Genomic DNA, 20,830 nt, shown 5'->3' with positions numbered 1-20,830 from the left:
ATCAAAAGGATTTTAGCGGAGGAAGAAAGATGCAAAGGTTTTTCCTTCTTTTCCTGATGCTTGGGATAATCCCTGCCGCTGAAGCGGTTTTGATTGATGATTTTCAGGGGTACACAGCCGGGCTCATCCGGGACGGAGTGACCGGAGGAGTTTGGACGGAGATTACAGCCGGAACCTCTTTTGCAAGGATTGGGGAGGATGCAGGAAATCTTTTCCTGCAAACCGGATGGACAGGAGGCGGCCGCGGGGCTTTTCGTTCCATTCCTGCTGTTCCGAATACGTCTTCGGCCGTGACTTTATTTCTCCAGGTGTATGCCGGAAACAGTTTGCAGGATACGAGTTTCGGATTGGCTGATCAAATAACCACATCAGCGGCCAACTGGGGTGATTTTGAGGTTCAGATGGCTCTGGGAAACGGGGATGACAGCCAGCATGTCAACCTACGGGCTCGCGATGGAAGCACTGTGGAGACGTATCTGGCTTTGGAAATCGGCCGATGGTACAATATCTGGGCGGTTATCGACCAGACCAGTGACTGGTTTGATATGTATGTCACAACCGGCAGTGATTCGGCTGTTGGGATGTCTCCGATTAATCCGGATCCAATTAATTTTCGGAACGGGACCATAGCGGATTTGTCATATTTTCTGGCGCTTACGAACTACCGAGACTTCAACTATCGGATTGACAACATTTATCTGATGGATGGAGTGAATTTGGCGAATCCGATGATTCCGGAGCCGGCTTCGATGATGCTGCTGGGACTGGGCGGACTGTTGAGCGTTCTTCGCAGGCGGTAAAAACGGACAGAACCGGCGGTTGCAGTTGTTTCGAGTGAAACGTTCAAGAGACGGGCTGTTCTTGCCGAAAAGCTTGACAGCCCGTCTCTTAAAAGAAGGGGTGTTTTGTTTTTGACATCGGGGGGGAGAAAGGGGGCAGGAATTGGAGTAACAACGAAAACTTTTTGTGTAGAAAGGAACTCTGATGAAGAAGTTGGTTTTTCTGGGATTGTTTATCGGACTGGCCGTGTCCGTACAGTCGGCTCTCGTAGATGATTTTGAAAGTTATCAGCCGGGGGTGATTACGCAGGTAACCGGCGGCAAATGGGTGCCTGTTTACGGCGGTGCCGGTACGGACCCAGGGGCGGATTCGACGGTTCGGCAGATAGCGGTTGACCCGACGAATCCCTCGAATCGGGTGATTTATGTGGAAACCAACAACACCGGTCAGTATGGAATGTATGGGGTGATTCCGTCGGCGGATGCCGTCAAGGACGGCACGATTGGTACGTTGTTCTGTCAGTTTTATGTGACGACGACGGCACTGGACCAGTCCTTCGGCCTCACGTCGATTGATTCACCGACCAGCGGCGGATTTGCCAATTTTAACTGTCAGGTCGCTCTGGTGCGGGGAAACCTGCTGGTAAGAAACGGCGGCTCCTCTCAGACCGTCGGAACCTTCCAGGCCAATACATGGTATTATCTCTGGATTGTCGTAAATAACAGCAGCAATACCTATTCCGTTTATATCAAAACAACACCGTCTGCGGCCACGGCGGCAGACCGTGTGGCAACGGATTTCGCTTTCCGCACGAGTGGAACAGACGGAGATTTGGACCGGTTTTATACTATTGCCAACTATGGTTCCAACATCACGGCGGGCACACGGCTTCATTTTGACAACATTGTGACCAGTCCCGGCGAGAATCTGTCGGTGTATGTGCCCGGATCGGCCTATAATCCATCTCCGGTGAATGGGGCCACAAATGTTCTGCTGGATGCGGTGCTCAGCTGGAATACAGGTGTGGACCCGAACAATCCTTCACAGGTCAATCCGAGAATTACCAAACACTATTTGTATCTGCGTCATACGGACCCCAATTTTGTCGAAATGACGCCCGATTACAATTCCGGCCGGCGGAGCTGTCGGCTCTTATGTGCCCCCGACCGGGCTGGAAGCAGACCGGACTTACTATTGGCGTGTGGATGAAAGCATTAACAATTCTGCACCGACTGACCCCGGAACGATTCGAGGCGGAGTGTGGACCTTTAAGACCATTCCGGCCGTTCTGCTTATTCTCACTCACCCGAGCGAAGTCCGGGTGGACGGTTCGAATCCGACGCCGCCTCCGGCGGTCTTTACGGTGACATTCCGCAGTGAGCTCTCTGCGGCCCAGCCGACCTGGAAGAAATACGTGGACGGTATAAACGATACCGTGCTTACGTCCGGAAGCAAGTATTCGATTGCCTGGAACGATACGACGACGACGCTGACCATTAACAATCCGGGGCTCAGCGATCAGGGCTATTACTATTGCGTGCTGACAAATCTGACCGGAAGCACGACAAGTCAGCAGGCTCCTCTGATTGTCAATCGGCTGCTGGCGCGGTATGATTTTGAAGGCAACTTCAATGATTCCGTCGGGACTAATCACGGCGTGGGCCTGAATTACGCGAATCCGGGCTCCGGCGGACCGACGTTCGGCAATACCGCTCCAATTGACGGGATGTATGCTGTTCTGGACGGACTGGGTCAATATATTGACTTGGGATCCGATGCGTATCCAAAGTCCGGATTTGCGAACGGAATGTCGGAAGGCACAGTTCTGTGCTGGGTGAAGCCCACGCAGGCCGGCACAGTGCTTCTGAACTACAACGACGGGACGACGACAGGATTCGGCTTCTCGCTGAATACAGCTCCGAATGCTCGGCTGAACATCCGCGGTGAAGGTCTCCAGCAGGAATATCAGGAAATCGGTACAGCGGAGGGTCGCCCGGGGATGACCGGATTCAATCTCTATGACGGCCGGTGGCATTTGGTCGGGGCTTCCTGGAAAGAAGGGGAGTTTGTCCAGATTTACGTGGACGGCGAGCAGGTGGCTTCTGTAACCGGCGGCAAGCCGGACCAGTATCTGCCGTGGCAGCGAGGGTTGCTGATTGGCGCCAGTCGGACAGCCGCGGACCGGACCATTTTGACGAACTTCTTAGGCGGAGCCATCGACAATCTCCGAGTGTATAACTATCCTGTTTCAGGCACAGTGATTGCGCAGGAGTATGTGGATAAGACAGGTCTGAAACCCTGTTTGACGCCTTCCTTCACGGGCAATGCGTACAACTTTGTCAACACGATTGATTCATATTGCCGGGTGGATTTAGCGGACCTTGCTGTGTTTGTTCAAAATTGGCTGGCCTGCGGTCTGTATCCGGATTGCCGGTAAAAGTTTATAAAAGAGGCAGGCGGAGCAAAATGGACTCTGCCTGCCTTTTTTTTGTTTCAGTTGCGGCTTGCTGAAGTGAAGGAAGTGTGCTATAATGATACAAAATGATTTATTTAAGTCTTAAGTTGAAGAAATGGGGGTCTAAAAGAAAAGTCTTTTCTGAAAGAAATGTTCAATTCGCTTTCTGACTATGGGGGCTGGTTTTGTTTGAGAGATTCAGTCTCTCATACCCGGATGGAAACCAAGGAGAGGATTTTTAGAGGGGAATTATGAAAAAAATCATTTTGCTGGCAGCGGTTTTTTGGACGGTACCCGTTTTTTCCGCCACGATTACATTGGTTGCGGGGGATGCGATTGGGCAGTCTTCTTTTAACAGCGGGCTGAACTGGAGCAACGGTCAGCCGCCGAGCGCGGGCAATGATTATGTGGTGAGCATTGCTCAGCTGCGCACCCCGCCGGACGGAGGCAGTTATGTTTTCGGCGGCAATTCGCTGACCATTAACACCGGCGGGATTCTGATGTACAAAGGGACCGGCTCGACCGGCAGCATCACGGTGAATAATCTCATCGGCAATGGGGGAACAATTATTGACCATCGGAATGGGACGGCCGATGTCTGCAATTTGTACGGGAACATTCATATTGCAGCCGATTCGATGATGTATGCCAAGCAGGGACCGGTGAATGTCTATGCAGCCATCAGCGGCAGTGCGAAAATTACGAATCCCGGTTCGGATGGGGATGGACGGACACTCACGTTTTATTCATCCGCCAATACGTTCACGGGAAGCATCGTTAACAACGGACGGTTTGTTCTGGCGGATAATGCCGTGCTGAATTTTGTAATCGGGGCCAGTGGGGTTTGCAACAGCATTTCCGGAACCGGTGCTCAAACTGTTTTAAATGGGGATTTTGCATTTAATTTGAGCGGGGCGGGGACTAATGCGGGAGACAGCTGGACGATTGTCAGTGCCTCGAATCGAACGTTTGGTTCTACGTTTACTGTAATTGGTTTTACGAATAAAGGCGGCGGCGTTTGGGAAAAGAGTGCCAATGGAGTTACCTATCAATTTGACCAGAGCAGCGGAATGCTGACGGTTCTTCCGTCTGAAATCTATATTGACAACAGTATTCAGACCTATGGCGCTTTAAGCAATGCGACGGTCTATATGACAGGCACTTCGGAGCTGCATTTGACCGGTTCGAGCAGTCCTTTGACAAACAGTACGGTGCACCTGAATTCTTCGGATGCCTGGCTGTTTTTTGATTCGCTCAAGCCGTCTGCTGTAAATACGTCAACCTACCTGAATCAAATTAAGGTGAATGGAGCGGCTGCCGTTCTGAATACAAATATTCGGATTGTTGAATACGAAGAGGGAACCGTGGTTATCCCGCATTCGACAACATATCAGGCCCTGCAGGTGTTCAGCAATGTGAATTTCACCGGCAGCTCCGTAAATCTGGGCAATTATACGTATTACCGTTCGACGCAGCTGGGGGCGATGAACAACAATATCCGTTCGTTCCGGCTCAAGCGAGGGTATATGGCAACCTTTGCGGCCAATGACGACGGGACAGGCCCCAGCCGGGTCTATGTTGCTAAGGATGCGGACCTGTGGATAGGGGTGATGCCGGCGGATTTGGAAAATGATGTATCGTTTGTGCGGGTGTTTCCGTGGCGGTGGCCTTCGAAGAAGGGCTGGTGCGGCAGTGCGACGGATGCGGCGATGGTCAGCTGTACCTGGCGGTATGACTGGGACAACGTGGCGACCTCGACGCTGGATATGGAGTACGTGCCGATGCGGCACAATGCCAACTGGAACAGTTATTCAAATATCAACAGCAAGCAGAACTCCACCCATGTATTGGCCTTTAATGAGCCGGATAAAGAAGATCAGGCGAATATGACGGTCCAGCAGGTGATTGACGCATGGCCGAATCTGACGGCCTCGGGGCTTCGGCTGGGGTCGCCGGCGCCGAGCGACGGCGGCTTAAGCTGGCTGTATGATTTCATCGACCAGGCGGATGCACTGGGGCTGCGGGTGGATTTTGTGGCAGTTCATTATTATAAGAACAACTGGACGGCGGACCAACTGGAAAGCTGGCTGCGCGGGATTCATCAGCGGACGGGACGGCCGCTGTGGATTACCGAATTCAATAACGGATGCAACTGGACGACTCCGCATCCGACCTATGAAGAGAATGCCGCCAAGATTGATGAGCTGACAACCCGAATGGCCAGTCTGCCGTATGTGGAGCGGTATGCGATTTATCAGTGGTGCACCAATCGGGAAATGATTGTGGACGGAGCCCTGACACCGGCGGGAGTAGTCTACAGCAATCATCTGCCGCCGATGGCGAACTCTCTGGACATCAATTTTGAGTGTATCGGGTATTATCGGCTGGATGAGCAGACAGGGACAACGGCCGGCGACCTGTCCGGGAAGGGACGGTACGGAACCCTGACGGGCGGGCTGAATTTTGCGTCAAACAGTGTCTCCGGTGTTCTGGGACAGGCTCTTCAGTTTGACGGGACGGATGACTATATTCAGCTTCCGAGCGGTTTTTATGAATTTGACAACGGGTTTTCCGTTTCGTTCTGGGCATATCCGACAGCGGTGAAGAATTATGCTCGTTTTGTGGATTTGGGCAGCGGGCCGAACGCTGATAATATTATCGTGGGGCGTTACGGCACAACCAATGACCTGTTTGTGCAGGTTTTTAACGGATCCGCAGGCGGGACAGCGGTTCGCGCGGCCAATGCGCTGGAACTGAATGTCTGGCAGCATTTCGTTGTGAGCATCAGCAAACGTTCCTCTAACAATGTGAAGATTTACAAGAATGGTCAGCTGATTCTGACGGCGACGACAAGCATTCCGCAGAGTGCGATACGGACGGCGAATTACGTCGGGCGGAGCAACTGGACGGCGGATGCCTATTATCAGGGACTGCTGGATGATGTGCGGATTTATGATTATGCGGTGACGACCAGTGAGGCGGCGGCCTTATATGCCTCCGGGGGCAGCCGTCCCTACAGCAGTCAGCCGGCTGTGATTCCCGGACGGATTGAAGCCGAACAATATGACCTCGGGCAGTCGGGAGCGGCTTATTATGATACGACGGTGGGCAACAGCGGCGGAGCGTTCCGGACGGACGGGGATGTGGATATTCGAAGCATTTCGGATTACGGCAGCGAATATGCCGTGACGAACATTGCAGCGGGAGAATGGCTCCGCTATACGGTGAATGTGACGGAATCCGGATTGTACTGTCTGTATCTGCGGGCGTCCGCGATTGGGAACAATATTCCGGTAACTGTGAAGCTGGACAATGCGGTGCTGGGGACGATTTCGGTCAACAGCACGGGCTCTCCGGATACGTTTGGGACATTTATGCTGAATGATTTGCCGCTGGAAGCGGGGGCCTGGCGAGTGCTGGAACTGAGTTTTCCGTCGGCCGGTCTTGAGGTTAATTGGGTTGAGATTCGCAAGCAGCAGTCGCCGTGGAACGGAACGGCGGCCGTTTTGCCGGGTCGGGTGGAGGTAGAGAACTTTGACTTTGGCGGTCCCGGATATGCCTATGCGGATACAACGGTTGGCAATTCAGGTGGAGCATATCGAATATACGAGTCGGTGGATATTGTTTCGATTACGGACAGTGTCGCCGGTTATGCGGTGGATTCGATTGAAACCGGTGAATGGCTCACTTATACCGTCAGCAGCAGTGCGGCCGTGAAGGATTTGTATGTGCGATTGGCCTCGATGCAGAGCGGCGGGCAGATTCGGGTGTGGCTGGATGATGCCCTGCTGGCGACGGTGGATGTGCCGAATACCGGTTCCCTGGATGCCTGGCAGAATGTGGTTGTGCCGTCTGTTGCCCTGCAGGAGAAAGCAAGTGCGGTCTTAAAACTTGAGTTTGTCGGAAGCGGTTATCGGGTCAACTGGATAGACTTCCAAAGCCGTCTTCCGTATCAGGGGACCCCGATTGTTCTGCCTGGGATTGTTCAGTTTGAGGATTTTGACATCGGCGGGCAGGGGATTTCGTATTTTGACACCACTGGCGGCAACAGCTACGGGTCTTACCGGACAGATGTGGATGTGGACATTTTGGCCATTTCGGACGGCGGGGCGGGGTACGGGGTGTATATGACGACGGGCGAGTGGATGGAATATACCTGTTCGGCTCAGGCAGGGCTGTATGCCCTTCGGGTTCGGTACACCACCAATTATGCGGTGCAGTCGATGCAGCTGCTGGACGGGGAGACGGGACAGGTTTTGGCGAGTTTTCCGCTGGCGCGGACGGGGGGCTGGAGTGCCTGGCAGGATGCGGTGATTGAGGGGGTGTATCTGCCGGGGGGTGAGAATCGTCTGCTGCGGTTTTACCTGGCGGACTCGCTGGTGTCGCTGAATTATGTGGAGTTTATTCGGCGGTATAATTTGGCGGACTTGAATCGGTCGGGTCTGGTGGATTTGGAGGACTTTTCAATTTTGTCGGGTCAGTGGCTAAGGGAGCCGAATGAGGTGTCGGCGGATATTGCGCCGACGGGCGGGGACGGCTGGGTGGATCTGGCGGATTTGGCCGAGCTGGCAGACAACTGGCTGATTTTGCAATAGTGGATACAACCATGGACAAGGGAAATGAGATGAAGCGAGTTCTGGGATTTGGACTTCTAGTTTGGATGTCTGCCGTTTCGATATCGTCGGCAGGGATTATTCGGGTGTACACAGGAACTCGTCAGGGAGGACAGGCAGAGACACGTCCGCTGCGGTTTCATCAAGACGAGCAAAATCAAGTTCGAGTTTGGGCGGAAGATGCCGCCTATACAAGTCAGCCGGGCGAGCCGGATATTCCCTGGCAGGTATTGCGGGTAGTTCTGCCGCCGTTTGCAGATTTGGAGCAGATTGCTGTGTGGGTGGACGGGGTTTACTCTGCCATTGATGAGACCCAGAAGATTGCACCTCGGGGGCCGTGGGGAACTTGGGACCCGGAGGGAAATCCGATTTTTGTCTGGCCGGAGGGCCGAAACATTGTGGATGGATATGATACGGAAATCTATGGCCGTGATGCTTTTTGGCCAAAAGAAACGTATCGGCTGATTCACAAGGGGCAGCTGGAGGATTGGAAACTGGTTGAAATAGCCGTCCCGCTTGTTCGATACAATCCTGTAACCGGACAGGTACAGGAACTGACAGAGGCAAAAGTCTGGACGGATTGGGACCGAAAGGCGGAGCGGCGCAAACGGTTGGAAGCGGCTGGACGAACAATCAACGCTCGCCGAGGACGGGAACGGGTTCGGGAACTGGCGGTCAATTTTACTTCCGCAGCGGCGGAGTATGAGGCGGAGGAGGGGGCTTCTTCTGTTGTCGGAACCCTTTCGACGGGGTCCGGGGAGAGCCTTATCGGCACAGCGGGAGTGAATTCGAAGGGATATGTGATTTTGACGACTTCTTCGATTGTGAACAGCTCGACGAAATTGGCCGCGTTTGTAGCGCACAAAGCATCGCGGGGTTGGAATGTGAGCGTGGTGACGGAGAGCACCTGGGGCGGGGGAACGGGGTCGACGGCGGCCGTCAATATCCGCAACTGGCTTCGGGCGAATTATCAAACGAGGGATATTCTGTATGTGCTGCTGATCGGAGACCCGCATCCGGATACCGGAACGGTGCCGATGCGGTGGTACGATGACGGGCGAGGCAGTGCTCCGATTGATGCAATGTATTCAGATTTGAGCACGGCGGACGGTTGGGATAAATACTGGGAGGTGGTGGTTGGGCGGATCCCGAACTATGGGACGATTTCCATCCTGGATGCGATTCTCCAGAAGACGATGAGTTATGAGAATTCTCATCAGGTCTTGTGGCGGCGCAAGGGACTTTTGCCGATGGTTCCGCTGGATGACACAACGCCGGCCTATCAGTGCGGCGAGCAGATACGCAGCACCTTCTATATTCCAAACGGGATTGCCTCGACACGGATTTATCGGGACAATTACGGGCTGAATCCCGCTCCGGAATATTTGCTTTCGACTCGGTATCCGGCGACGGAATGGGCCAGCCAGCCGTATGGGTTTGTGACGTGGCTGACGCACGGGTATTGGAATATAGCCAATGAGGTCATCAATAACGACAATGTTCCGTGGCTGAATGATTCGTACCCCAGTGCGGTGTATCAGGGCTCCTGTCTGAATGCCTATCCGGAGAACAACTCCAATCTGGCCTATAAGATTCTGCAGCGGGGAGCCATTACGACGGTGGCAGCGACGCGCGAGAGTTATTACGATGTAGGACAGACCAACTTTGCCGGCGGCGGAAGCATCGGTACGCTGGCTTACCGTTATACGAGAAACATGGTGGTTAACCGTCAGACCTGCGGGCTGGCGCTGGCGAATGCCAAACAGCAGGATTATATCTATCCGCCGAATGCGACAAGAATGACTTTGTATGGGGACCCGTCGATTTTTGTGCTGGTGGACCCGGATTTCAATCCGCCGACGCCCAATCCGATGACGTGGTCGGCAGAGCCATCCGAGAGCGGGATGGGAACTGTAACGATGACGGCCGCGACCGCCGTTGACCCGGAGGGAGCGGATGTGCAGTATTATTTCCAGTGTGTTTCAGGAGGCGGCAAAGACAGCGGCTGGCAGAGCAGTCCGGTTTATACAGATACGGGGGTTGTACAGACCACGAGCACCTACCGTGTGAAGGCCCGGGATTTAAGCGATAATCAGAATGAAACGGCTTATTCAGAGCCGTTTACGGCGAATCTATCGCCTTATCCCTACGGGGGACAGGTTCGCGGACTTCCGGGCAAAATTCAGGCGGAGCATTTCGATGTCGGCGGACAGGGAGTTACGTATTTTGATACCACGACGGGCAATTCCGGCGAAGTGCTGCGGATTCGTGAAGATGTGGACATTGTTTCCGTAACAGACGGTATCTCAGATTATGCAATCGAGGTTGTTGAGGGGGAGTGGCTGACATATCGGGTCAATACGGCCGCAGAGACGGTGGATTTGTATCTGCGGGCGGCTGCTATGCAAGCCGGAGGACAAGTTCAGGTGTGGCTGGATGATGCCCTGCTGGCGACGGTGGATGTGCCGAATACCGGTTCCCTGGATGCCTGGCAGAATGTGGTTGTGCCGTCTGTTGCCCTGCAGGAGAAAGCAAGTGCGGTCTTAAAACTTGAGTTTGTCGGAAGCGGTTATCGGGTCAACTGGATAGACTTCCAAAGCCGTCTTCCGTATCAGGGGACCCCGATTGTTCTGCCTGGGATTGTTCAGTTTGAGGATTTTGACATCGGCGGGCAGGGGATTTCGTATTTTGACACCACTGGCGGCAACAGCTACGGGTCTTACCGGACAGATGTGGATGTGGACATTTTGGCCATTTCGGACGGCGGGGCGGGGTACGGGGTGTATATGACGACGGGCGAGTGGATGGAATATACCTGTTCGGCTCAGGCAGGGCTGTATGCCCTTCGGGTTCGGTACACCACCAATTATGCGGTGCAGTCGATGCAGCTGCTGGACGGGGAGACGGGACAGGTTTTGGCGAGTTTTCCGCTGGCGCGGACGGGGGGCTGGAGTGCCTGGCAGGATGCGGTGATTGAGGGGGTGTATCTGCCGGGGGGTGAGAATCGTCTGCTGCGGTTTTACCTGGCGGACTCGCTGGTGTCGCTGAATTATGTGGAGTTTATTCGGCGGTATAATTTGGCGGACTTGAATCGGTCGGGTCTGGTGGATTTGGAGGACTTTTCAATTTTGTCGGGTCAGTGGCTAAGGGAGCCGAATGAGGTGTCGGCGGATATTGCGCCGACGGGCGGGGACGGCTGGGTGGATCTGGCGGATTTGGCCGAGCTGGCAGACAACTGGCTGATTGTCCAGTAGGCTCTTCTCTCTATCGTTCTCAAGCAAGGGGGTCCTGATGATGCAGGGTCTGGGGGTGAGTGTTTTCGTTTGGATAATTCTGGGGCTGCAGACACCCTCTGCGTTTGTCCATCCGGGGCTTCTGTCCACGCGAGTGGATTTAGAACGGATTCGTGCAAAGGTTGCGGCTGGGGAGCAGCCATGGAACGGCAGCTGGGACATCCTTGTGAGCAATACGAATTCATTTCTCCATACAAAATCGGAAGCGGTGCCGATTATCTATGCAGGTGAGGGACATTCGGAGAATTATATCCGGCTGGCTCGAGACTGTGCCCGGGCTTATCAATGCGCACTTCGTTATCAGATATCCGGCGAAACGGCGTATGGAGACAAGGCGGTGGAGATTTTGAACGCCTGGGCTTCTGTGATGACCGGCTGGCAGGGAGATACCAATGTCAGTCTGCGTGCCGGTCTATACGGATACCAGCTGGCCTGTGCAGCGGAGCTGATGCGGGATTATTCCGGCTGGAGTGCGGATGCTTTTGCGGCATTTCAAACGTGGATGCTTAATGTTTTTTACGCAAAAAATTCTTCTTTTCTTGCCTCTCATCACGGCACGTGCAGCAGCCACTACTGGGCCAATTGGGATTTGGCGAATGTTGCCTCCGTGATGGCGATTGGTGTGCTGTGCGATCGACAGGATATTTTCCAGGAGGGGCTGAATTATTTTTATCATGGGGAAGGGAATGGTTCTATTCGAAATGCGGTTCATTTTATTCATCCGGACGGATTAGGCCAGTGGCAGGAAAGCGGGCGGGACCAGGGACATACCTTAATGGGGGTGCCGCTGTTGGGAACTATTTGCGAGATGGCCTGGAATCAAGGGATTGACCTTTACGGATATGACGATAATCGAGTGCTGGCGGGCTGTGAATCTATTGCCAAATATAATCTGGGGCAGGAGGTGCCTTTTGTAATCTATATGACCTGCAGGTATCCCAACTGGCCGGCTCATTCGGCGGTTTCTTCGACGGCGCGCGGTCAAATGCGGCCCGGCTGGGAGATGATTTATAATCATTATGTCAACCGAAAAGGCCTGTCAGCCCCTTATACCCGGCGGTTTGCGGAGAAAGTTCGTCCGGAAGGAGGAGGGTTTAATTACGGGACGACCAGCGGCGGATTTGACCAGCTTGGTTTTACGACACTCACGCATACGCTGGAGCCGATTGCCTCCAAATGCGCACCGAGCGCCCTGCGGCTGACTGTTCAGGGCCGGCAGATTGTTTTGGCCTGGGCGGGTTCGGCTTCCGCTCAAAGCTACAATATCAAACGCCGTATCTCGCACGGCGGTCCTTATACGACGATTGCAAAGACGAAAGAGACACACTACACCGACAGTGGTTTGACGCCGGGAATCACCTATTATTACACTGTTTCCTCTAACATACCGAAGGGAGAAACGGAGGATTGTGCTCCGGCGGCCGCGACGGCGAATCAGCAGCTGTTTGGAACGGTGATTGGGACAGAGGGGTCCTATCAAAATGCCGGTGCAGTAAGGGATGCGGTTTTTGACGGCTGCCTGCAAAACTTTTTTGATGCCCCGAACCGTTCGGCCTGGGCTGGACTGGATTTTGGGGAAGGTGTCAGGGCTCGAATTACAGAGATAAGATACTGTCCACGGCCCGGTTACGGCAGTCGAATGGTGGGCGGTCGATTTCAGGGCTCTAATACGGCGGATTTCACCGACGAAGTTGTGGATTTGTTTATCATCCGTACACAGCCGCCGGATGGGGTCCTGACCTCACAGCCGATTTCAAATCCGAATTGGTTCCGATATGTCCGGTATTTGTCCCCGGCCGACGGGTATGGGAATGCCGCAGAAGTCCAGTTTTTCGGCGAGACGACAAGTTCTTTGAAAAACTTTGCGCCGCCCCCAAATCAGTGAGTTCCGCAGCAATATTTTTTGTTCGAATTTGACATAGATGGGAGAGTTTTTTATCCTTTTTGGAAAAGTGATATTGGCTGAGGTGCACAGTGGCATTGGACTGGTTTGATATTGTCAGACGGCTGAAGGCGATTTCCCAAGCGGGTCGGGCATTTGCTCAAAATGAGTACGAGCGGGCGCGGCACGAAGAGATTGAACGGATTTGCGCGGAGATTCTGGCAGGCTATACCGGGCTGAAGCCGGAGAAAATACTGTATCATCTGCAGGAAGATACGGGCTATCCAACCCCCAAAGTGGACTGCCGAGGGGTTTGTTTTCGCGACAACAAGATTCTGCTGGTTCGTGAGTCGGCCGACGGGGGATGGACGCTGCCGGGCGGCTGGTGTGATGTGGGGCTGACAGCCAGTGAGAACTGCGTGCGGGAAATCCGGGAGGAGTCCGGATTTGAGGCCCGGGTTGTTCGGCTGTTGGCGGTCTATGACCGGGACCGTCAGGGGCACACGCCGCCGTATCCGTTTAATATCTACAAAATCTTCTTTTTGTGCGAGATTATCGGAGGAGAGCCCAAAACCAGCCATGAGACGACGGAAGTGGCTTTTTTTGGCGAGGATGAAATTCCTCCGCTGTCGAAAGGCCGCACGCTGCCTCACGAAATCAAACAGTTCTTTCGGATGTATCGGGACCCCTCGATTCCGGCGGATTTCGATTAAGTCTTATCAGGGGGCAATCAGGAAATCGACAACGGCCCTTCCGTATTTGTCCCAAAGCTGCTGTTGATTCAGAAGGGTGTCTTCGGCCTTCATTTCGAATGTGATGGTGGGAATTCCTTTGGTTTCACCGGCCCAGGAACCGAGTGAACCGGGCAGTGCCCCGATGCGTTCTACGGGCAGCGGACACCACAGGGCCATCCGCTGAGCCAGATATTTCCCCGGGCCGTCATAATCGATACAGCCGTAGGGCTGATGAATGCTGAGAATTCGAACAGGTTTTTCCGTTTCAATCAGGTTATACAGCGCTTTGGATTCGGGTTCAGAGAGCGGCTCCCGGCCATATCGGTCGTTGTTGAGCCGGTTGTCAGCAGGAAAATTACGGTTCAAATCGATTTGGCGGGCGTTGTCGCGTGTACCCGCGGCCAAGCCGTCCGGATTAGCGACCGGAATCAGAAGAATTCTTTGGCGAGCATACAAATACCGGTTTCGGATTAAATAATCTTTAAGTGCGTCGGCCAGGACCCGGCTGGCGGGTTCATTGCCGTGGATAGCCCCGAGCACGAGAATTGTCGGGCCAGTGTTGCCGAACTGATAGCATTCGATAGGCCTCCCTTCAACGGAAGTACCGATGGAATAGGGAGTTATCGTAACCGGAGTGACAACTTTCGGGGCATAAGGATCCGGCCAGGGTTGACAGCCGGATGTTAATATGGGGAATATGGGGGCTATTGTCAGGAAGATTACAGGGACAAGGCATTTTTTCATTTTCATCTGTTTCATAGGAAAATTCAGGGGCAAATCCAAGAAAAACAATCTTTCCATCCGGTTCCAACGTATATTTTTTTGATTACGGTAGCGAAGAATCTTTTTTTTGTCAAAGAGGAAATTCTGGAAAGGAGCATAACATGGTGAGCTATAAGAACATTTTGGTGACAGCGGCCGCGGCTGCTCTGGCGTTCTGGGCCGTTCAGGGAGTTTGGGCCGGAGATGATTCTCAGAAAGCAGCCGAAGGCCATCAGTGCGGGGCGGAAAAGTGTCCGGGTGCCGCTCCCAATTTCGTTTTGAAAGATTTGGACGGCAAGGACATAAAATTGTCAGACTATGCAGGCAAAAAGATTGTGGTGCTCGAATGGGCCAACTGGGACTGTCCGTTTGTCAAACCGCATTACCAGAATAAGACATTCGCCAGACTGATTGACAAATATGTGAACGCCAAAGAAGGCGAACCAGAGAAAAAGGTAGTGTGGCTGACAATCAACAGCACGCACTATGCCAAGCCGGAGGACCACAAGGCCTGGGCCAAAGAGCACCAGCTGAAGCATCCAATTCTGGCGGACCCAACCGGACAGGTCGGCCGGTTGTACAAGGCCACCAATACCCCGCAGATGTTTGTAATCGATTTAGAGGGACATATTGCCTATCAGGGGGCCATTGACAATGCTCCTCTGGGCAAGGTCCCCGAAAATGAAAAGTATGTCAATTACGTAGAACAGGCTCTGGATGCCCTGCTGGCCGGAAAAGAACCGCCCGTAAAGGAAACCAAGCCGTACGGCTGTACGGTGAAATATCCGCCGCAGCAGGAAACAAGTAAATAAGCGGGGGCTTAACGGCTCTGTTTTGTCTTGAATTTTGCACAACCGCCGGTTATTGTCATTCTTTATGACAATACTGGCGGTTTCTATTTCAGCAGAAAGCGTAGAAAAAGCCCAAGAGCAGATTGACCGGTCGATCTGTCAGGGGGCGGAAGCCATTGAGCTGCGTCTGGACTTTCTGAAAAATCAAGCTGAGGCAGCGCCCGCAAATCTGGTGAAATATGTCAGGTCCAAAGGGCTGCCCGTGATTGCAACTTTTCGGCATATTTCGGAAGGCGGCGCGGCGGATTGGCCGACTGAGAAACGGCTGAAGGTGCTGACAGCGTCGATGGAGGCGGGAGCCGATTTTATTGATTGGGAATTCGCTCAGTATCTTCAGCCCGGTGTTCAGGAGACGCTCACGGCGGCCTTGCGGCGTTTTCGGGCATGCCGGCTGATTCTTTCCGCTCACAACTTTCACGGTCCTTTTGAGGATTTGGCGGCTCGTTATGAAGCGATGCGAACGCTTTGTCCGGAGGCGGTTGTGAAGCTGGTCTATACGGCACGCCATATCAACGAATGTTTTGAGTCGATGGACCTGCTGCATCAGGAAAAGGAGGATTTGATCGTTTTTGCCATGGGGCAGGCGGGAATGATGACACGAATTTTGGCCAAGAAGCTCGGCGGATTTCTGACTTTTGCCTGTCCGGAAGAAGCAGCGGCGGCGGCACCCGGGCAGATTCCGATTCGGAAAATGAAGACGCTGTATCGATGGGATGCCCTCAATCGTCAGACGGAGCTGTACGGGATTATCGGAAATCCGGTTGGGCATTCGCTCAGTCCGGCGGTGTATAACGGCTGTTTTGAAGCCCAGGGCCGCAACGCCCTGCATCTGCCGCTGGAGGTGGGAGGGGGACAGGCGGAGTTTAATCTTTTTCTACTGTCGATTCTTCAGCGCCCCTGGCTGGATTTTCGGGGGGTTGGAGTAACGCTTCCGCATAAGAGCTCGGCTTTGGAATTTGTCCATCGGGAAGGGGGGTATCTGGAGCCGCTGGCGGAGCGGATTGGGGCGGCCAACACGGTAAAAATCGGCCATAACGGTCAGGTGAGTGCTTACAATACCGATTGTGTAGGGGCTCTGAATGCGCTGACGGAAACGCTCGGAGTTGAACGGAAGGAGCTGCGGAATCAGGAAGCGGCGGTCATCGGGGCCGGCGGAGCGGCCCGGGCGGTGATCGTCGGGCTGATGGATGCCGGCTGCCGGGTGACGGTGTATAACCGAACGCTTGAAAAAGCCTATTCCCTGGCAGAGGAGTTTGGCTGTCGGGCGGCACCCCTGGAGGAAATCCGCAGCTGCCGAGCTCGGATTTTTGTCAACTGCACCAGTTTGGGAATGGCCCCCAACACAGACTCCACACCGGTGCCGGCGGAGGTGTTCGGGCCGGATTCCGTGGCGTTTGATACGGTGTATGTCCCGCTGGAAACCCGCTTTCTGCGGGAGGCAAAGGCCGCCGGTGCACGGGTGGTCAGCGGGGCGGAAATGTTTATCCGACAGGCCGTTGTGCAGTATCGGCACCTGACGGGCGTTGAGCCGGACGAGTTGTTGCTTCGCCGAATTGTGATGGAAAAACTGAAATGATTTTCATCTTGACATTTTTGTACTCTTCGGGTGCAGTACAATACTGAACTGTAAGAAAAAGAATTTTTTAGGACAAGAACTATGGCTAAGAAGAAAACGGAAAAGGTTGTCCTGGCATACAGCGGGGGACTGGATACGAGTGTGATTCTGCCGTGGCTGAAGGAAACCTACGGCTATGACGTCGTGGCGTTTGCTGCAGAGCTGGGGCAGGGAGATGAGCTGAAAGGGATTCAGAAAAAGGCGCTGGCGACGGGAGCGGTGCAGTGCATCGTCCGCGATTTGCGGAAAGAGTTTGTGGAGGATTTTCTGTGGCCGATGCTCAAGGCCGGTGCGGTTTATGAGAATGGATATCTTTTGGGAACGAGTATCGCCCGACCGCTGATTGCCAAGCATCAGGTCGATGTGGCGCACAAGACCGGTGCAACGGCGGTGGCGCACGGGGCGACCGGCAAGGGCAATGACCAGGTGCGGTTCGAACTGACCTATATGGCGCTGGACCCGGCGCTGAAGATTATTGCCCCGTGGAAAGACCCGAATTTCACGCTCACCAGCCGGGAAGCAGCCGTAGAGTACGCCCGGAAGCACAACATTCCGATTCAGCAGAGCAAGAAAAAAATCTATTCCCGCGACCGCAATCTGTGGCATATCAGCCATGAGGGGGCGGATTTGGAAGACCCGTGGAATGAGCCGCAGGAGCATTTGTTTGTTCTGACGCGTCCGGTTTCAAAAACGCCCAATCGGCCGGATTATGTGCAGATTGATTTTGAAAAGGGTGTTCCGGTGAAACTGAACGGCCGGGCGGTCGGCGGAGTGCGGCTGATTGAAATGCTCAACGAAATCGGCGGACTTCACGGAATCGGCCAGGCGGACCTTGTGGAAAATCGGCTGGTCGGAATGAAATCCCGCGGGGTGTATGAAACACCGGGCGGGACGATTCTGTCCACGGCCCATCGGGCCTTGGAGATGCTCACGCTCGAGCGGGAGACGATGCATTACAAGCAGCAGGTGGCCCTGCGGTACGCCGAACTGGTGTATTACGGGCAGTGGTATTCACCGCTGCGTGAGGCCCTGGATGCGTTTGTGAATGTCACGCAGGAAGCGGTGACAGGAACGGTGCGGCTGAAACTCTTCAAGGGACAGGCGACGCTGGCAGGCGTGAAGAGTCCGAAGAGTCTGTATAACCCGAAGCTGGCCAGCTTTACGATGGGCGATGAATACAATCCGACGGATGCGACCGGCTTTATCCGTCTGTTTGGCCTGCCGATGAAGGTTGCCGCGCTGGTTCGCCGTCAGAATCCGGAAAAGCCGGCCAAAAAATCCAAACGCGGGTGATAAAAAAACTCCTCAGGGAAGGTGCGCGGATGACGCCGGAAGGGATTTGGCTTGCTTTTGTGTTTGCATTCGGAGCTTGTGTAGGCAGCTTTCTGAATGTGGTGATTTATCGGCTGCCGCTGGATAAGTCGATTGTAAGCCCTCCGTCGTCCTGTCCTTCCTGCGGAATGCAGATTGCCTTTTATGACAATATCCCTGTGATTTCGTGGATTCTCCTGCGAGGGCACTGCCGCAGCTGCCGTGCACCGATTTCGATCCGCTATCCGATTGTTGAGCTTCTGACGGCTGTTTTGTTTACGGGGTTGTATTTATGGTTTTTTGTTTGGGAGTATCGGGCAACGGATCTGAGAGGGGACGGACCCATTGAACGCTTTTTTTTCTCCGGCGGTTGGCTTTTTTATGTGAATGTGATGGTGCTTACAGCCGCTTTTCTGGCGGCTTCTGCAATTGATTTGGAGTTATGGCTGATTCCGTTGTCTCTGTGCTGGTTTGTGACAGCGGCTGGATTTGTTTGTTCGGCAGCTGCTCCCTGGATTGTTCAGACGAATTCGACGGAGATGGCTGCCGGTCTTTTCCCATCGGTAACCCCCGTGTGGGCGGGTATTTCCGTCGGGGCGGCAGCCGGACTGGCGGTATCGCTGATATGCCTAAAAAAAGGATGGATCCAAGCCAGTTATGCTGAGCAATCAGAACGGGAAGAGAAAAATCCGGACCGCAAAGAGCCGGTTTTTAACGACCGTCGTGAAATTCTTAAAGAGATTGTCTTTTTGGCACCGGCAGCGGCAGGCGGAATTGCAGGATGGGGCATTCTGCGTTTTCCCGTGCTGATGGAAGGGTGGGAAAGAGTTTCACAACTTCCTGTGGTTTCAGGACTTATGGGGGCATTGGCCGGCTATTTGGCCGGAGCGGGAATTGTCTGGGCCACACGAATAGTAGGGACATTGATTTTCGGCAGGGAAGCGATGGGGCTCGGGGATGTTCACCTGATGGGGGCGGCAGGTGCCGTCATCGGGCCCGGCTGGGTTGTTTTGGCTTTTTTTGTTGCTCCGTTTTTCGGCCTGCTGTGGGCTCTTTATCAGTGGCTGTCGAGAAAAAGTCGACAAATTCCTTATGGTCCTTTCTTGTCATCAGCCGTTTTGCTGGTTATACTTTTTCACGATTGGATTTTGGTTTACCTGAATCAGTTCTACGGGTTGGAATAAAAAGAGGATCGCACAGGAAGCGAAAGGAAGGTTACGTATGGCAAAGAAAACAGCATTGTTGAGGGTGGTTTTGATGACGGCGGCGGTCTCTTTTCTGAGCGGCTGCACAAACTGGGAAAAGAAATACAAAGCACTGGAAGTAGAACATCAGAATCTCAAGGGGCTTTATGAAAACTGCGTGGCCTCTCTGGACAGTTCCTCCGCCAAGCAGGCCGAATTAAGCCAGCAGCTCAGCCAGAGCCAGACAACCATAGAAGAATTGCAGAAGCAGATTTCCCAGAAGAAAGCGACTCCGGCATCGGCTACCGGTTTTCAGGTAGGGGAAGTCTCGGTGGATGAAAAAGCGGGGACGATTACGGTTACCCTCGAGAATACCATTCTCTTTGCTCCGGGCAGCGCGAAGCTGAAAGGGGCAACGAGTGCTGAACTGGACCATATTTACAATGTCATTCGCGAGCGGTATTCGGGCCGGCAGATCGATGTCGTCGGACATACGGATTCTGACCCGATTCGCAAGACGAAAAATCTCTGGCAGGATAACTGGGATTTGTCGGCAGGCCGTGCTTTGACGGTTCTTCGGTATCTGGTCAACAAAGGCATCCCGCCGCAGCAAATCCGCGGGGTCGCCTGCGGCGAGAGCCGGCCGGTAGCGTCCAATGCTACGGCCGCGGGCAAGGCCAAGAACCGCCGGGTTGAAATTGTGGTGCATATGCGGTAAAGCAGTTTCCCTTTTTATGGTTTGAGAAAGCCGACGGCGCTGAGCGTGCCGTCGGCTTTTATTGTAATGGTCACGGCTCCATCGCCGGGGGTATAAAAGTCGGCAGCCGTGTCATCGAGAGTCAAGACGGAAGGCAGACGCCTCGATGCACAGCTGACCAGACGGACAGACGGCTGAAGCTGACGAATCCAGCCGGGCAGATTGTTCCGTCCGGAACCGTGATGAGGCAGCAGCAGGACATCGACTTTCAGGTTCGGATAAAGCAGGCCGAGCTGCCGCTGAGCGGCTTCTTCAATGTCGCCGCAGAGCAGAACGGTGCGTCCGGCATATTCGAGCAGAAGCACTTCGGATTTGTTGTTGTCGGATACAGAGGGGTCTTCGAGGACAGAGGGGGTCGGCCAAAGGCGGTGCAGCCGGACGGCCCCCAAAGAGGACGGCAGTTCCATCGACGGATGCAGAAGGTTTTCTTGAGTAAGAATGTTTTTCATTAAGGCCGCAGCACGTGAACGTTCCGCCCGCTCGAGGAGCCCCGGATTGACATAGACTGCTTTGGTCTGGATGGAGGAGAGAATTTCCGGCAGGCCGTTGTAGTGGTCCAAATCCCCGTGGCTGAGGACAACGGCATCAATGGA

Annotated in this window: 14 protein-coding genes; 12 read left to right on the top strand and 2 right to left on the bottom strand. The window is 53.9% G+C overall.

Annotated features, from left to right (window positions below; genetic code table 11):
- The first annotated feature begins 29 nt into the window (after nucleotides 1–29).
- From PKY88_03760 to PKY88_03730, 7 genes are all read left to right on the top strand, one after another.
- Nucleotides 30–800 carry a PEP-CTERM sorting domain-containing protein gene (locus PKY88_03760; protein ID HOQ04312.1) on the top strand — a complete coding sequence of 257 codons (771 nt, stop codon included), beginning with the start codon at nucleotides 30–32 and terminating at the stop codon, nucleotides 798–800.
- Nucleotides 801–984: 184 nt separating this feature from the next.
- Entirely contained in the window at nucleotides 985–1,989 is a 1,005-nt protein-coding gene (locus tag PKY88_03755) for a hypothetical protein (protein ID HOQ04311.1), read from the top strand.
- Nucleotides 1,937–3,217 (top strand): hypothetical protein, encoded by a 1,281-nt coding sequence (locus tag PKY88_03750; GenBank protein HOQ04310.1) that lies wholly within the window; start codon nucleotides 1,937–1,939, stop codon nucleotides 3,215–3,217. Before PKY88_03755 ends, PKY88_03750 begins: the two co-directional genes overlap by 53 nt.
- Before the next feature lie 269 nt (nucleotides 3,218–3,486).
- Nucleotides 3,487–7,830 carry a DUF5010 C-terminal domain-containing protein gene (locus PKY88_03745; protein ID HOQ04309.1) on the top strand — a complete coding sequence of 1,448 codons (4,344 nt, stop codon included), beginning with the start codon at nucleotides 3,487–3,489 and terminating at the stop codon, nucleotides 7,828–7,830.
- 29 nt (nucleotides 7,831–7,859) lie between these two features.
- A complete protein-coding gene (locus PKY88_03740) occupies nucleotides 7,860–11,102 on the top strand; it encodes a DUF5010 C-terminal domain-containing protein (GenBank protein HOQ04308.1) in 3,243 nt (1,080 codons plus the stop codon).
- Between the two features lie 37 nt (nucleotides 11,103–11,139).
- A complete protein-coding gene (locus PKY88_03735; protein HOQ04307.1) occupies nucleotides 11,140–13,026 on the top strand; it encodes an alginate lyase family protein in 1,887 nt (628 codons plus the stop codon).
- An 89-nt stretch (nucleotides 13,027–13,115) separates the two neighbouring features.
- A complete protein-coding gene (locus tag PKY88_03730) occupies nucleotides 13,116–13,736 on the top strand; it encodes an NUDIX hydrolase (protein ID HOQ04306.1) in 621 nt (206 codons plus the stop codon).
- A 6-nt stretch (nucleotides 13,737–13,742) separates the two neighbouring features.
- On the opposite strand, the gene PKY88_03725 is transcribed toward PKY88_03730, so the two are convergent.
- Entirely contained in the window at nucleotides 13,743–14,516 is a 774-nt protein-coding gene (locus PKY88_03725; protein HOQ04305.1) for a DUF2817 domain-containing protein, read from the bottom strand.
- Nucleotides 14,517–14,641: 125 nt separating this feature from the next.
- Here PKY88_03725 and PKY88_03720 point away from each other — a divergent pair, with 125 nt between their 5' ends.
- The 5 genes from PKY88_03720 to PKY88_03700 all read left to right on the top strand — a co-directional run bounded on the left by PKY88_03720 (nucleotide 14,642) and on the right by PKY88_03700 (nucleotide 20,198).
- Nucleotides 14,642–15,331: a redoxin domain-containing protein gene (locus tag PKY88_03720; protein ID HOQ04304.1), complete on the top strand. Its 690-nt coding sequence runs from the start codon at nucleotides 14,642–14,644 to the stop codon at nucleotides 15,329–15,331.
- 64 nt (nucleotides 15,332–15,395) lie between these two features.
- Nucleotides 15,396–16,946, top strand: coding sequence for a shikimate dehydrogenase (gene aroE, locus PKY88_03715; GenBank protein HOQ04303.1), 1,551 nt, complete (start codon nucleotides 15,396–15,398; stop codon nucleotides 16,944–16,946).
- 81 nt (nucleotides 16,947–17,027) lie between these two features.
- Complete coding sequence (locus tag PKY88_03710; GenBank protein HOQ04302.1) at nucleotides 17,028–18,278, top strand: argininosuccinate synthase; 1,251 nt, start codon at nucleotides 17,028–17,030, stop codon at nucleotides 18,276–18,278.
- A 29-nt stretch (nucleotides 18,279–18,307) separates the two neighbouring features.
- Complete coding sequence (locus PKY88_03705) at nucleotides 18,308–19,480, top strand: prepilin peptidase (protein ID HOQ04301.1); 1,173 nt, start codon at nucleotides 18,308–18,310, stop codon at nucleotides 19,478–19,480.
- A 37-nt stretch (nucleotides 19,481–19,517) separates the two neighbouring features.
- Nucleotides 19,518–20,198 (top strand): OmpA family protein, encoded by a 681-nt coding sequence (locus tag PKY88_03700; protein HOQ04300.1) that lies wholly within the window; start codon nucleotides 19,518–19,520, stop codon nucleotides 20,196–20,198.
- A 14-nt stretch (nucleotides 20,199–20,212) separates the two neighbouring features.
- Here PKY88_03700 and PKY88_03695 read toward each other — a convergent pair whose 3' ends face one another.
- Entirely contained in the window at nucleotides 20,213–20,827 is a 615-nt protein-coding gene (locus PKY88_03695; protein ID HOQ04299.1) for an MBL fold metallo-hydrolase, read from the bottom strand.
- Nucleotides 20,828–20,830 lie beyond the last annotated feature (3 nt).

The sequence above is a fragment of the Anaerohalosphaeraceae bacterium genome, assembly GCA_035378985.1.
Lineage (GTDB): Bacteria > Planctomycetota > Phycisphaerae > Sedimentisphaerales > Anaerohalosphaeraceae > JAHDQI01.
Note: the sequence above shows the minus strand (reverse complement) of the source record. Positions and strands in the feature narration are given on the sequence as shown.

Coding starts and splice junctions, on each gene's coding strand:
- PKY88_03700 (HOQ04300.1), top strand. CDS start 19,518: ATGGCAAAGAAAACAGCATTGTTGAGGGTGGTTTTGATGACGGCGGCG.
- PKY88_03735 (HOQ04307.1), top strand. CDS start 11,140: ATGATGCAGGGTCTGGGGGTGAGTGTTTTCGTTTGGATAATTCTGGGG.
- PKY88_03705 (HOQ04301.1), top strand. CDS start 18,308: ATGACGCCGGAAGGGATTTGGCTTGCTTTTGTGTTTGCATTCGGAGCT.
- PKY88_03755 (HOQ04311.1), top strand. CDS start 985: ATGAAGAAGTTGGTTTTTCTGGGATTGTTTATCGGACTGGCCGTGTCC.
- PKY88_03720 (HOQ04304.1), top strand. CDS start 14,642: ATGGTGAGCTATAAGAACATTTTGGTGACAGCGGCCGCGGCTGCTCTG.
- PKY88_03760 (HOQ04312.1), top strand. CDS start 30: ATGCAAAGGTTTTTCCTTCTTTTCCTGATGCTTGGGATAATCCCTGCC.
- PKY88_03725 (HOQ04305.1), bottom strand. CDS start 14,516: ATGAAACAGATGAAAATGAAAAAATGCCTTGTCCCTGTAATCTTCCTG.
- PKY88_03740 (HOQ04308.1), top strand. CDS start 7,860: ATGAAGCGAGTTCTGGGATTTGGACTTCTAGTTTGGATGTCTGCCGTT.
- PKY88_03745 (HOQ04309.1), top strand. CDS start 3,487: ATGAAAAAAATCATTTTGCTGGCAGCGGTTTTTTGGACGGTACCCGTT.
- PKY88_03710 (HOQ04302.1), top strand. CDS start 17,028: ATGGCTAAGAAGAAAACGGAAAAGGTTGTCCTGGCATACAGCGGGGGA.
- aroE (HOQ04303.1), top strand. CDS start 15,396: ATGACAATACTGGCGGTTTCTATTTCAGCAGAAAGCGTAGAAAAAGCC.